15 protein-coding genes are annotated in these 12,294 nt (G+C 55.7%); 2 read left to right on the top strand and 13 right to left on the bottom strand.

Features of this window, described 5'->3' with window-relative positions; translation table 11 throughout:
• The 9 genes from GT756_RS20605 to fkpA form a co-directional block, all read right to left on the bottom strand.
• Positions 1-288 (bottom strand): GTP-binding protein (locus GT756_RS20605; RefSeq protein ID WP_029946957.1); only part of this gene is annotated, 288 nt, incomplete at its 3' end.
• Positions 289-357: 69 nt separating this feature from the next.
• Positions 358-2,472 carry an elongation factor G gene (gene fusA / locus GT756_RS20600; protein ID WP_004202222.1) on the bottom strand — a complete coding sequence of 705 codons (2,115 nt, stop codon included), beginning with the start codon at positions 2,470-2,472 and terminating at the stop codon, positions 358-360.
• A 96-nt stretch (positions 2,473-2,568) separates the two neighbouring features.
• Positions 2,569-3,039, bottom strand: a complete 471-nt coding sequence (gene rpsG, locus GT756_RS20595; protein WP_002920113.1) for a 30S ribosomal protein S7 — start codon at positions 3,037-3,039, stop codon at positions 2,569-2,571.
• Positions 3,040-3,135: 96 nt separating this feature from the next.
• Positions 3,136-3,510 carry a 30S ribosomal protein S12 gene (gene rpsL / locus GT756_RS20590; protein ID WP_002920115.1) on the bottom strand — a complete coding sequence of 125 codons (375 nt, stop codon included), beginning with the start codon at positions 3,508-3,510 and terminating at the stop codon, positions 3,136-3,138.
• Between the two features lie 124 nt (positions 3,511-3,634).
• Positions 3,635-3,922: a sulfurtransferase complex subunit TusB gene (gene tusB, locus GT756_RS20585; RefSeq protein ID WP_004202221.1), complete on the bottom strand. Its 288-nt coding sequence runs from the start codon at positions 3,920-3,922 to the stop codon at positions 3,635-3,637.
• A gap of 7 nt (positions 3,923-3,929) precedes the next feature.
• Positions 3,930-4,289: a sulfurtransferase complex subunit TusC gene (gene tusC, locus GT756_RS20580; protein WP_004202220.1), complete on the bottom strand. Its 360-nt coding sequence runs from the start codon at positions 4,287-4,289 to the stop codon at positions 3,930-3,932.
• On the bottom strand, positions 4,289-4,675 hold the full coding sequence (tusD, locus tag GT756_RS20575) for a sulfurtransferase complex subunit TusD (RefSeq protein ID WP_004202218.1): 387 nt from the start codon (positions 4,673-4,675) through the stop codon (positions 4,289-4,291). Before tusD ends, tusC begins: the two co-directional genes overlap by 1 nt.
• Positions 4,675-5,397 carry a transcriptional regulator gene (locus tag GT756_RS20570; protein WP_002920130.1) on the bottom strand — a complete coding sequence of 241 codons (723 nt, stop codon included), beginning with the start codon at positions 5,395-5,397 and terminating at the stop codon, positions 4,675-4,677. The genes tusD and GT756_RS20570 overlap by 1 nt, the downstream gene beginning before the upstream one ends.
• 168 nt (positions 5,398-5,565) lie before the next feature.
• Positions 5,566-6,396, bottom strand: a complete 831-nt coding sequence (fkpA, locus tag GT756_RS20565) for an FKBP-type peptidyl-prolyl cis-trans isomerase (protein WP_004202215.1) — start codon at positions 6,394-6,396, stop codon at positions 5,566-5,568.
• 222 nt (positions 6,397-6,618) lie between these two features.
• Here fkpA and GT756_RS20560 point away from each other — a divergent pair, with 222 nt between their 5' ends.
• On the top strand, positions 6,619-6,837 hold the full coding sequence (locus tag GT756_RS20560) for a protein SlyX (RefSeq protein WP_002920136.1): 219 nt from the start codon (positions 6,619-6,621) through the stop codon (positions 6,835-6,837).
• A gap of 57 nt (positions 6,838-6,894) precedes the next feature.
• On the opposite strand, the gene slyD is transcribed toward GT756_RS20560, so the two are convergent.
• From slyD to kefG, 4 genes are all read right to left on the bottom strand, one after another.
• Positions 6,895-7,488: a peptidylprolyl isomerase gene (slyD, locus tag GT756_RS20555; RefSeq protein ID WP_004202213.1), complete on the bottom strand. Its 594-nt coding sequence runs from the start codon at positions 7,486-7,488 to the stop codon at positions 6,895-6,897.
• A 93-nt stretch (positions 7,489-7,581) separates the two neighbouring features.
• Positions 7,582-7,782 (bottom strand): YheV family putative zinc ribbon protein, encoded by a 201-nt coding sequence (locus tag GT756_RS20550; protein WP_002920143.1) that lies wholly within the window; start codon positions 7,780-7,782, stop codon positions 7,582-7,584.
• A gap of 11 nt (positions 7,783-7,793) precedes the next feature.
• Entirely contained in the window at positions 7,794-9,599 is a 1,806-nt protein-coding gene (gene kefB / locus GT756_RS20545; protein ID WP_004202210.1) for a glutathione-regulated potassium-efflux system protein KefB, read from the bottom strand.
• Positions 9,586-10,149, bottom strand: coding sequence for a glutathione-regulated potassium-efflux system ancillary protein KefG (kefG, locus tag GT756_RS20540; protein ID WP_004202208.1), 564 nt, complete (start codon positions 10,147-10,149; stop codon positions 9,586-9,588). Before kefG ends, kefB begins: the two co-directional genes overlap by 14 nt.
• Before the next feature lie 173 nt (positions 10,150-10,322).
• On the opposite strand from kefG, the gene GT756_RS20535 reads away from it, so the two are divergent.
• The gene (locus tag GT756_RS20535; RefSeq protein WP_017899944.1) at positions 10,323-12,227 is read left to right on the top strand and encodes an ABC transporter ATP-binding protein; all 1,905 of its coding nucleotides are present in this window, start codon (positions 10,323-10,325) and stop codon (positions 12,225-12,227) included.
• Positions 12,228-12,294 lie beyond the last annotated feature (67 nt).

The raw sequence follows: 12,294 nt of genomic DNA, 5'->3' as shown, positions 1-12,294 counted from the left end.
AGCACCGGTGATCATGTTTTTAACATAGTCGGCGTGGCCCGGGCAGTCTACGTGCGCGTAGTGGCGAGTCGGGGTGTCATATTCAACGTGAGAGGTGTTGATGGTGATACCACGAGCTTTTTCTTCCGGCGCGTTATCGATCTGGTCGAATGCGCGAGCGGAACCACCGTAGGTTTTAGCCAGAACGGTAGTGATGGCAGCAGTCAGGGTAGTTTTACCATGGTCAACGTGGCCGATAGTACCAACGTTGACGTGCGGTTTTGTACGTTCAAATTTTTCTTTAGACACGGCTATATTCCTTACTATAGTGCTCTCCCCTTCGGAGAGAGCACGGGACTTAGGTTTTAATCCTGTGGATTATTTACCACGGGCTTCAATAACGGCCTGAGCAACGTTGTTCGGCGCATCATCATACTTCAGGAATTCCATGGTGTATGATGCACGACCTTTGGTCAGAGAACGCAGCTGAGTTGCATAACCGAACATTTCGGACAGCGGTACTTCAGCGTGGATCTTAACGCCGGTTACTTCGGATTCCTGACCGCGCAGCATACCGCGACGACGGCTCAAGTCACCGATAACGTCACCAGTGTTCTCTTCCGGAGTTTCTACTTCAACCTTCATGATCGGCTCAAGCAGAACTGGTTTTGCTTTCTTAAAGCCTTCTTTAAAGGCAATAGACGCAGCCAGTTTAAACGCCAGCTCAGAGGAGTCAACGTCGTGGTAAGAACCGAAGTGCAGACGGATACCCATATCAACTACCGGGTAACCTGCCAGCGGACCAGCTTTCAGCTGTTCCTGGATGCCTTTATCAACGGCCGGGATGTATTCGCCAGGAATTACACCACCTTTGATGTCGTTGATGAACTCGTAACCTTTCGGGTTAGAGCCCGGCTCCAGCGGGTACATGTCGATCACAACGTGACCGTACTGACCACGACCACCAGACTGCTTGGCGTGTTTACCTTCGATATCGGTAACTTTCGCGCGAATCGCTTCACGGTAAGCAACCTGAGGTTTACCGACGTTCGCTTCAACGTTGAATTCACGCTTCATACGGTCAACGATGATGTCGAGGTGCAGCTCACCCATACCGGCGATAATGGTCTGGTTAGACTCTTCGTCAGTCCATACGCGGAAAGACGGGTCTTCTTTAGCCAGACGACCCAGAGCCAGACCCATTTTTTCCTGGTCAGCTTTGGTTTTCGGCTCAACGGCGATGGAGATTACCGGCTCAGGGAATTCCATACGCTCCAGAATGATCGGCGCATCCGGGTCACACAGGGTGTCACCAGTAGTTACGTCTTTCAGACCGATTGCAGCAGCGATGTCGCCCGCGCGAACTTCTTTGATCTCTTCACGTTTGTTAGCGTGCATCTGTACGATACGACCGAAACGCTCACGTGCAGCTTTCACGGAGTTCAGTACGGTATCACCAGAGTTAACCACACCGGAGTACACGCGGAAGAAGGTCAGGTTGCCCACGAACGGGTCGGTAGCGATTTTGAACGCCAGTGCAGAGAACGGCTCGTCGTCGCTTGCGTGACGCTCAGCCGGAGTATCTTTACCGTCGTCCAGGATGCCGTTGATCGCCGGAACGTCAACCGGGGATGGCAGGTAGTCAACTACCGCATCCAGCATCGCCTGAACACCTTTGTTCTTGAACGCAGAACCACAGGTTACCAGGATGATTTCGTTGTTCAGAACGCGCTGACGCAGAGCTTTTTTGATCTCTTCTTCAGTCAGTTCTTCACCACCCAGGTATTTTTCCATCAGCTCTTCAGAAGCTTCAGCTGCGGACTCGATCAGGTTCTGGTGCCATTCGTCAGCCAGGTCCTGCATGTCAGCCGGGATATCTTCGTATTCGAAGGTTACGCCCTGGTCTGCATCGTTCCAGTTGATGGCTTTCATTTTCACCAGGTCAACAACGCCGGTGAAACCTTCTTCAGCACCAATTGCCAGCTGCAGCGGAACCGGGTTCGCGCCCAGACGGGTTTTGATCTGACCAACAACTTTCAGGAAGTTAGCGCCCATGCGGTCCATTTTGTTAACGAACGCGATGCGCGGAACTTTATATTTGTTTGCCTGACGCCATACGGTTTCAGACTGCGGCTGAACACCACCAACTGCGCAGTAAACCATTACCGCACCATCAAGAACACGCATGGAACGTTCTACTTCGATAGTGAAGTCAACGTGCCCCGGGGTGTCGATGATGTTTACACGGTGCGGTTCATACTGCTTAGCCATACCAGACCAGAATGCAGTAGTCGCAGCGGAAGTGATGGTGATACCACGTTCCTGCTCCTGCTCCATCCAGTCCATGGTAGCGGCGCCGTCATGAACTTCACCGATTTTGTGGTTTACACCGGTGTAGAACAGAATACGTTCGGTAGTAGTGGTTTTACCGGCGTCGATGTGCGCACTGATACCGATGTTACGGTAGCGTGCGATGGGTGTTGTACGAGCCATTTGATTCCTCGTTTATTTCTTTAGGCGTTCAGTTAAGTTATCCAGAGCGGGCGACTCATCTGAAGCGCCCGCCTGGTGACTATGACTCCGAAGGGATTACCAACGGTAGTGAGCGAACGCCTTGTTGGCTTCGGCCATACGGTGAACGTCTTCACGTTTCTTAACTGCAGTACCTTTGTTGTCTGCAGCATCAGTGAGTTCGTTCGCCAGGCGCAGAGCCATGGATTTATCACCGCGTTTACGAGCAGCTTCAACGATCCAACGCATTGCCAGGGCATTACGACGGACCGGACGAACTTCAACTGGAACCTGATAAGTAGAACCACCTACGCGGCGGGACTTAACTTCGACAGTCGGGCGCACGTTTTCGAGCGCAACTTCGAAGGCTTCCAGTTCAGATTTACCAGAACGCTGAGCCAGGGTCTCCAGCGCGCTGTATACGATAGTTTCTGCAGTAGATTTTTTACCATCTACCATCAGGATATTGACAAATTTAGCCAGCAGTTCTGATCCGAACTTCGGATCCGGCAGAATTTTACGCTGACCAATGACGCGACGACGTGGCATGGAAATACTCCGTTGTTAATTCAGGATTGTCCAAAACTCTAAGAGTTTAGTATGACATTAAGATAAATCAGTTTGGCCTTACTTAACGGAGAACCATTAAGCCTTAGGACGCTTCACGCCGTACTTGGAGCGAGCCTGCTTACGGTCTTTAACGCCGGAGCAGTCAAGCGCACCACGAACGGTGTGGTAACGAACACCCGGAAGGTCTTTAACACGACCGCCACGGATCAGGATCACGGAGTGCTCCTGCAGGTTGTGACCTTCACCACCGATGTAGGAGGTGACTTCGAAACCGTTAGTCAGACGCACACGGCAAACTTTACGCAGTGCGGAGTTCGGTTTCTTAGGAGTGGTGGTATATACGCGAGTACATACGCCACGTTTCTGCGGGCAGGCTTCCAGCGCTGGCACGTTGCTCTTTGCAACTTTGCGCGCGCGTGGTTTGCGTACCAGCTGGTTAATTGTTGCCATTAAATAGCTCCTGGTTTTAGCTTTTGCTTCGTAAACACGTAATAAATCGCCTCATATATTATGAGGACGCAGAATTTTAGGGCGGTGCCGAAAAGGTGTCAAGAAATATACAACGATCCCGCCATCACCAGGCCAACTGACCGGCATGTTTGACTGTGAGTCTGACGAAATCAGTATAGCTAACCCTGCCGACACTGTCCGCAATTTGACCAGTTAGCCCGCGGGCGTCAACGTCGTCTTGCAGCACGTAAAGGGTTATGGGGGCGGATTGCAGGATCTCAAGGAAGCGGCCGCCGGCGATAGCCGCCGCGACACCATCAGACAGCAGTAACAGATCGTCACCCTGCTCCATCAAGCGAAGCATTGCTGCGATATCGGCATGCCAGGGAGAAACACTGAGCGTATGGAGCATGGGGGCCTCAGAAACGCAAAATCACATCAAATTCATGCAGACGGGCGCGCAGGGCATCCGGCGCCAGGCATTCGGCATCCACCACCCACGGGGTCGCGGGATCCAGTCCGCGCTCTCGCGCCGACTCGGCGCACAGCCAGCACTGGTCGATATCGTATAGCGACAGCAGTTTAAAGGTGGCGATGTAGTCGCGGGCCAGCACAGCACCAGGCCGCTGGGCGGGCAACAGCTGAAACACGCCGTCGCCCACGAAAAACACGCCAATCTCGTCGGTGAGGGCGGAGGTGGCTAATAAGGCATCGAGGCCCTCCCTGCCGGCGGCGCTGCCGTGCGGCGCGGAAGAAAAAACGAAAGCCACACGTTTCATCAGAACTGTACCATCCGATCGCAAGTGAGCGCCGCTTCCGCCAGCGCGCCAAGTCCGCTTAACGTAAAACCCGGCTGCAGATTATGGCCAGGCAGAGCGAGCTGTTGCGCTTCGCGTTCGTCCGTTACGCCACGACGCAGGGCGGCCGCCACGCAGATATGCAGCGCGACGCCGTGCTCATTGTGGAGGGATTGCCACCCGCGCACCAGATCGAACTCATCGCTGGCGGGCGCCGTCAACTGGTTAGCGTTAAGCACGCCTTCGCGATAGAAAAAAACGCACGCCAGCTCATGGCCTTCCTGCAGCACGGCCTGAGCAAATTGCCAGGCGCTGCTCGCCTGCTGCGTGCCATAGGCAGGTCCGGTCACCGTGAGGGCAAAACGCATTACTTATCCAGCCCCTGGAAATCACCGCTTTTGAACTGGCGAATATAGAGGTAGACGGTGTGCTTGGAGATATTCAGACGATCGGCCACCTGGTTAATGGCGTCTTTAATATCGAAGATCCCTTTCTCGTAGAGATTCAGCACGATTTGACGGTTTTTAGCATTGTTCGACACGCTGCGATCGGCATTCACCTCTTCGATGGTGAATTCCAGAGTCTGGGCGACCAGATCGTCAACCGAGGAAGCAAAGTTCACCGGCGAGTTAACCTCAGGCGTTTCTGGTGGAATAAAGGTGCTCATGATCTGCGAAAACGGCACATCCAGATTCATGTTGATGCACAACAGACCAATCACCCGGTGATCGCGGTTGCGGATGGCAATCGTCACCGACTTCATCAGGACGCCGCTTTTGGCGCGGGTAAAGTAGCATTTGGAAACGCTGCTATCGGCGCCCGTCATATCGTGCAGCATGCGCAGCGCAAGATCGGTAATCGGTGAACCGATTTGGCGGCCGGTATGTTCACCATTGGCGATACGGATGGCAGAGCATTTCAGATCCTGCAAAGAATGCAGCACGATTTCACAGTGCGAACCGATGAGCATCGCCAACCCGTCCACCACCGCTTCATAAGATTTAAGAATATCGAAATCGGTCTGGTCAAAGGGACGTTGATCCAGCAGGTCAAGCTCGCTGGTTTCGTTGGTTAAAAGCGACCTGGACATGAAAAAAAGCACTCCTTTTCAGGAGCCTGTCGTTATTGTCAGGGCAGGCTCATCATCATTATTAAGCTATCTAAAGTAATACAGCGCCTGAGGATCTTTCCAGTTTTAATTATATCTGCGCGCAATAAAAAAGCCGCCGCCTCTGACGAGACGGCGGCCTGAACCCGATTACTTCTTAGCGTCAGCTTTCGCGTCTGCGGCTTTCGCATCGCCAGCGGCTTCCGGCTGAGCATCTGCTTTCGGCGCCGGTTTGATATCCAGCAGCTCTACATCAAAGACCAGAGTGGAGTTGGCCGGGATCCCCGGGACGCCGGTTTTGCCGTAGGCCAGATCTGGCGGAATGACCAGCTTGATTTTGCCGCCTTTCTTGATGTTCTTCAGACCTTCAGTCCAGCCCGGGATCACCCCGTCGAGACGGAAAGAGAGCGGCTCGCCGCGGGTATAAGAGTTATCAAACTCTTTGCCGTCGATCAGCGTACCTTTGTAGTTAACCACCACGGTGTCGCTGTCTTTAGGCGCATCGCCAGTGCCTTCTTTCTCGACTTTATACAGCAGGCCAGTCTTAGACGTTTTCACGCCCTTCTCTTTGGCAAAGCTGTCACGGAAAGCTTTACCTTTGGTTTCGTTCTCAGTAGCGTCTTTTTCCATTTTCTGCTGAGCTGCGGTCTTCACGCGCGTTTCAAAGGCCTGCAGAGTCTGTTCGATCTCCTGGTCGGACAGTTTGCTCTTATCGGCAAACGCGTCCTGTACGCCGGCGATCAGCTGGGCTTTATCCAGCTTAATGCCCAGTTTTTCTTGTTCTTTCAGGGAGTTTTCCATGTAACGCCCCAGGGACGCGCCCAGCGCATAGGCCGATTTCTGATCGTCATTTTTAAATGCCGATTTACTCTCAGCCGCCGGGGCTGCTTTCGCCGCGGTATCTGCAGCAAAGGTCAGCGGTGCATTCAGGGCGACGGCCATTGTGGTCGCCAGCAGCGTTACTTTAAACAGTGATTTCATCCATTTCTCCAGGGCCGGGGCCTCTCACCCCAGGGTTATCGTAAAAAGCAAAAAACGTACTATAGAACGTCGCCGTTAAAATCTACATACGGACGTTCCTGAATATCGCCTCTTTTAGGACTATTTTTGTATGAATAAGTTTCCTGTAGGACGCAGCGATGCTGCGCGCCGGGGGAAACTTAAGTAGAATCCGCCCGCAGGATCAGACTAAAGAGGTTACCCATGCACGATAGCACATTAGAAACGCGCCTTGCGGAGCTGGAAAGCCGGCTGGCGTTTCAGGAAATCACCATCGAAGACCTCAACAAAACCGTGACCGCCCACGAGATCGAGATGGCGAAGATGCGGGAGCATATGCGTCTGATGATCGAGAAGCTGAAGGCGACCCAACCCTCCCATATCGCCTCCCAGGCCGAAGAGACGCCACCGCCGCACTATTGAGGCGTAAAAAAAGCGGGTTTCCCCGCTTTTTGTCGTCTTCGTGCCGAGGCGCAAAGATTAGTGGCAGCCGCAGCCACCGTGGCCGCCGCAGCCGCCTTTACCATGGTCGTGGCCATGATCGTGGTCGTGACCGTGACCGCCGCAGCAGCCATCGTGACCATGATCGTGGTCGTGATCGTGACCATGCGCGCCGTGCACGTGACCGTGCTCCAGCTCTTCAGCGGTCGCTTCGCGGATGGCGACAACTTCCACATTGAATTTCAGGTTCTGGCCTGCCAGCATGTGGTTGCCATCAACCACAACGTGGTCGTCTTCAACTTCAGTGATTTCTACTGGTACCGGACCCTGATCGGTTTCCGCCAGGAAGCGCATGCCAACCTGCAGTTCATCAACGCCCATGAAGACGTCTTTCGGTACACGCTGCACCAGGTTTTCGTCATACTGACCGTAAGCGTCGTTAGCGCCGACGGCTACGTCAAATTTGTCGCCCACTTCGTGGCCATCCAGCGCGTTTTCCAGGCCGGAAATCAGGGAGCCGTGACCGTGCAGGTAATCCAGCGGCGCGCTTACCGGAGACTCATCAACCAACACACCGTCTTCTGTACGTACCTGATAGGCCAGGCTGACCACCAGGTCTTTTGCTACTTTCATGATATCTCCTGAGATGGGAAGAATAGTGGCGCAGATTGTAGCGGAATTCTGCTGCCGTGTACCCTTTAGCTTAAAAAAAGCCGACGGATAACGCTAGTCGGGATGAAAAATGCCAATCACCTGCTCCTCTTTGCGTACATGCTCACGGGCCTCTTTATCCGCCTCACGCATCTGATGACCGCACTTAACGCATTCAACAACATCGACATTATTCTCACGCCACATCGCCAGTGAATCCTGCGCCTGGCACGCCGGACATTTCGCCCCGGCAATAAAACGTTTACGCACTGCCATATGATTTACCTTTATTCAAACTCGTCCCAGCCGTCCAGCTGCCGGCTCTCTTTCTGCATTTCGCGCTGAAAAATCTCTTCCAGTTCGCGCCGGGCTTCCCGCACGCGTGATATCTGTACCGTATCAGTATGCACCGGCATTAACTCACGCAGCATTCGCATATCGAGGCGTCGGAAGTGCAGCTGCGCGCGCTGGGCCTGGTGAGGATGCATCCCCAGGGTAATGAGGGCTTTACGCCCCAGCTCAAGCGCACTGGAGAAAGTCTCACGAGAAAACTGCGTCACGCCGGCCTGCAGCAGCTCATGCGCCTCGACGCGCCCGCGAGCGCGGGCCAGGATGTGCAGATGTGGAAAGTGTTGTTGACACATCTCCACCAGCCGCATGGTGTCTTCCGGCTCATTACAGGTAATGACGATCGACTGCGCCTCCTCCGCCCCTGCCGAGCGCAGCAGCTCCAGCTGGGTAGCGTCGCCAAAATAGACTTTATAGCCATAGTTGCGCATCAGATTTACCGCGCTGATGTCTCGCTCCAGCACCGTAATACGCATCTTATTAGCCATCAGCAGGCGACCGATGACCTGGCCGAAACGGCCAAAGCCAACAATAATCACCTGCGGTTTATCATCCTCTACCCACGGCGCCTCATCGGTATCCTCCGCTGGATTCAGGCGTCGCGACAATATCTTATCGATCCCTTTCATCAGCAGCGGCGTGGTCATCATCGACAAGGTGACGGCTACCAGCAGCAGCGCCATCTGGTCGTGCTGGAACAACCGCTGCGAGGCGGGCAGCGAAAAGAGGACAAACGCGAACTCGCCGCCCTGGCTTAATACGCCCGCAAACTGCATACGTTCGGAACTCCGCAGGCCATAGAGACGGGCCAGCAGATAAAGCACCAGCATTTTTACCGCCACCAGCACCGCCACGCTCACCGCCACCCACAGCAGATGGGTGTACAGCACGCCAAGGTTCAGCGCCATACCGACGGAGATAAAGAACAGCCCAAGCAGCAGCCCCTTGAACGGATCGATGGCGATCTCCAGTTCATGGCGATACTCGCTTTCCGCCAGCAGCACGCCGGCGATAAAGGTACCCAGCGCCATCGACAGCCCCAGCGCCTCCATAAACAGGGCGGATCCGAGGACCAGCAGCAGCGTGGCGGCAGTGAACACTTCCCTGACCCCGGAGCTGGCGATAAAGCGGAACACCGGCCGCAGCAGATAGCGTCCGCCAATCAGCATCCCGGCAAACGCCAGGACCTTCATGCCGACCGTCAGCCAGTTCACATGCTCATCCGCGGAACCAGCCAGCAGAGGCACCAGCGCCAGCGCCGGGATCACCGCCAGATCCTGAAACAGCAGGACCGAAAAGCCTAACTGCCCTGATTCGCTGCGGCTCATTCCCTTCTCGCGCATCAGCTGCAGTGCCATCGCGGTAGAGGACATCGCCAGGCCAATCCCGCCGACCACCGCCGCCTGCCATGAAAACCCTGTCGTCATCAACAGACCGCCGAGGATCGCCGCGCTGAGCATCACTTGCGCCGCGCCAACGCCGAAGATGGAGCTTCGCAGCCGCCATAGCTTGGCGGGATTGAGCTCCAGGCCGATGATAAACATCAGGAACACCACGCCGAGTTCAGAGAAATGGAGAATTTCATCCACATCGCTGATAAACCCGAGCCCCCAAGGGCCAATGGCGATCCCAGCCAGCAGATAGCCCAGCACCGCGCCAATCCCCAGTCTTGAAGCCAGAGGGACGGCAATGACGGCCGCGAACAAAAACAGCACCCCCGCCAGCAGCAGATCAAATCCCGCCATGGACACCTCCGGCGGCAAGGGGGTTGGCCAGCCAGTCCCGATAGGCCAGGGCGCGGCTGCGCAGCTCCTCTGGCTGCTGCCGCCGGGCCCAGTAGACGATAATGGGGCTCATCCAGTGCATACGGCACATACCGGCGGTCAGTTCAAAAGGACGCAGAATATCGTTCATCGGATAGCGATTTGCATCGCGACGGTAAGCGCTCTCTGGTTCGCCGGTGGTGATCACGCTGCGCCAGTACTTTCCCGCCAGTTCGTTCCCTCCGGCGCCGCTGGCGAAGCCGCGGCTTAAGACACGATCCAGCCACTCTTTGAGCAGCGCAGGACAGCTCCAGGTATATAAAGGATGCTGGAAAACAATCACCTCATGCTGGCGCAGCAGGTCCTGTTCGTGAGCAATATCGATAAAAAAATCCGGATAGTGCGCGTAGAGATCGTGCACGGTGACGTTCGGCAACTGTAAGGCGGGTTGTAATAAAACCCGGTTGGCCACGGAATCCTGAGATTCTGGGTGGGCATACAGCAGCAACACTTTCGCTGTCTGAGACATCATTCCCCTCCCGTAGGTCTTCTGGCGGCCTGCACAGCCCCGGCTTTTTGACACAGCCAGAATGACTTTGTGTATCGTCTTCGTTTTGGGCTACCATGGCGGCCCGGTGAAGCGATTCGCTTCCAAACTACATTATCATAATGACAAATTAACATAGTCTGAACATACGGCGCCTTATGATTGTTTTCTCCTCGTTACAAATTCGTCGCGGCGTACGCGTCCTGCTGGACAACGCCACCGCTACCATCAACCCTGGCCAGAAGGTCGGTCTGGTGGGGAAAAACGGCTGCGGGAAATCGACGCTGCTATCGCTTTTGAAAAACGAGATAAGCGCTGACGGCGGCAGTATGACCTTTCCCGGCAACTGGCAGCTGGCCTGGGTGAATCAGGAAACCCCGGCCCTGCCGCAGCCGGCAATCGATTATGTCATTGACGGCGATCGTGAATATCGCCAGCTGGAAGCCGCGCTCCAGCAGGCTAACGAGCGCAACGACGGCCATGCCATCGCCACCGTCCACGGCAAGCTGGACGCCATCGACGCCTGGACCATCCGCTCCCGCGCCGCCAGCCTGCTGCACGGCCTGGGTTTCAGCAATGAACAGCTTGAGCGGCCAGTCAGCGATTTTTCCGGCGGCTGGCGTATGCGCCTTAACCTCGCGCAGGCGCTGATCTGCCGCTCCGATCTGCTGCTGCTCGATGAACCGACTAACCACCTCGACCTTGATGCGGTGATCTGGCTGGAGAAGTGGCTGAAGGGCTACACGGGGACGCTGATCCTGATCTCCCACGATCGCGATTTCCTCGATCCTATCGTCGACAAAATTATCCACATCGAACAGCAGACGATGTTTGAGTACACCGGCAACTACAGTTCGTTTGAAGTGCAGCGCGCCACCCGGCTCGCTCAGCAGCAGGCGATGTACGAAAGCCAGCAGCAGCGTGTCGCGCATCTGCAAAGCTATATCGATCGCTTCCGCGCCAAAGCCACCAAAGCCAAGCAGGCGCAGAGCCGTATTAAAATGTTGGAGCGGATGGAGCTCATCGCCCCGGCGCACGTGGATAACCCGTTCCACTTCAGCTTCCGCCAGCCGGAGAGCCTGCCTAACCCGCTGCTGAAGATGGAGAAAGTCAGCGCCGGCTATGGCGAGCGTATTATCCTCGACTCCATCAAGCTCAATCTGGTGCCGGGGTCGCGTATCGGTCTGCTGGGCCGCAACGGCGCCGGGAAATCGACGCTGATTAAGCTCCTGGCTGGCGAACTCCAGCCCGTAAGCGGGGAGATCGGCCTCGCCAAAGGCATCAAGCTCGGCTACTTCGCCCAGCATCAGCTGGAGTTTCTGCGCGCCGATGAGTCGCCGCTGCAGCATCTGGCGCGCCTGGCGCCGCAGGAGCTGGAGCAGAAGCTGCGCGATTATCTGGGCGGCTTTGGTTTCCAGGGCGATAAGGTCAGCGAAGAGACCCGCCGCTTCTCCGGTGGAGAAAAGGCGCGTCTGGTGCTGGCCCTGATCGTCTGGCAGCGCCCTAACCTGCTGCTGCTCGACGAACCGACCAACCATCTCGACCTCGATATGCGTCAGGCTTTAACCGAAGCGCTGATCGACTTTGAAGGGGCGCTGGTGGTCGTATCGCACGATCGCCACCTGATCCGCTCCACCACCGACGATCTGTACCTTGTCCACGATGGCAAAGTCGAACCGTTCGACGGCGATCTGGAAGATTATCAGCAGTGGCTCAGCGACTCGCAAAAACAGGAGTCCCAGAGCGGCGACGCGCCAAAAGAGAGCGGCAACAGCGCGCAAGCGCGCAAAGACCAGAAGCGTCGGGAAGCGGAGCTACGCAGCCAGACCCAACCGCTGCGCAAAGAGATCGCCCGTCTGGAAAAAGAGATGGATAAGCTCAACGCGCAGCTGGCCAGTGCAGAAGAGAAACTTGGCGACAGCGAACTCTACGACGCCTCGCGTAAAGCAGAACTGACTGAATGCCTGCAGCAGCAGGCCAGCGCGAAATCCGGGCTGGAGGAGTGCGAAATGGCCTGGCTGGAGGCACAGGAGCAGCTGGAGCGCATGCTTCAGGAAGGCTAATCGCCGCGTCATCATTCTGCCTGCGCCTACTATGGCGCGGGCAGAGTGTATTTCTGCCCGCCCTCGC

The organism is Klebsiella sp. Q2 (assembly GCF_009900705.1).
Classification (GTDB): Bacteria; Pseudomonadota; Gammaproteobacteria; order Enterobacterales; family Enterobacteriaceae; genus Klebsiella; species Klebsiella quasipneumoniae.
This window is presented reverse-complemented; position numbering and strand designations above follow the sequence as displayed.

Bases quoted from the DNA above. Each gene is read 5' to 3' on its own strand.
- fusA (WP_004202222.1), bottom strand. From the start codon at position 2,472: ATGGCTCGTACAACACCCATCGCACGCTACCGTAACATCGGTATCAGT.
- rpsG (WP_002920113.1), bottom strand. From the start codon at position 3,039: ATGCCACGTCGTCGCGTCATTGGTCAGCGTAAAATTCTGCCGGATCCG.
- rpsL (WP_002920115.1), bottom strand. From the start codon at position 3,510: ATGGCAACAATTAACCAGCTGGTACGCAAACCACGCGCGCGCAAAGTT.
- tusB (WP_004202221.1), bottom strand. From the start codon at position 3,922: ATGCTCCATACGCTCAGTGTTTCTCCCTGGCATGCCGATATCGCAGCA.
- tusC (WP_004202220.1), bottom strand. From the start codon at position 4,289: ATGAAACGTGTGGCTTTCGTTTTTTCTTCCGCGCCGCACGGCAGCGCC.
- tusD (WP_004202218.1), bottom strand. From the start codon at position 4,675: ATGCGTTTTGCCCTCACGGTGACCGGACCTGCCTATGGCACGCAGCAG.
- GT756_RS20570 (WP_002920130.1), bottom strand. From the start codon at position 5,397: ATGTCCAGGTCGCTTTTAACCAACGAAACCAGCGAGCTTGACCTGCTG.
- fkpA (WP_004202215.1), bottom strand. From the start codon at position 6,396: ATGAAATCACTGTTTAAAGTAACGCTGCTGGCGACCACAATGGCCGTC.
- GT756_RS20560 (WP_002920136.1), top strand. From the start codon at position 6,619: ATGCACGATAGCACATTAGAAACGCGCCTTGCGGAGCTGGAAAGCCGG.
- slyD (WP_004202213.1), bottom strand. From the start codon at position 7,488: ATGAAAGTAGCAAAAGACCTGGTGGTCAGCCTGGCCTATCAGGTACGT.
- GT756_RS20550 (WP_002920143.1), bottom strand. From the start codon at position 7,782: ATGGCAGTGCGTAAACGTTTTATTGCCGGGGCGAAATGTCCGGCGTGC.
- kefB (WP_004202210.1), bottom strand. From the start codon at position 9,599: ATGGCGGGATTTGATCTGCTGCTGGCGGGGGTGCTGTTTTTGTTCGCG.
- kefG (WP_004202208.1), bottom strand. From the start codon at position 10,149: ATGATGTCTCAGACAGCGAAAGTGTTGCTGCTGTATGCCCACCCAGAA.
- GT756_RS20535 (WP_017899944.1), top strand. From the start codon at position 10,323: ATGATTGTTTTCTCCTCGTTACAAATTCGTCGCGGCGTACGCGTCCTG.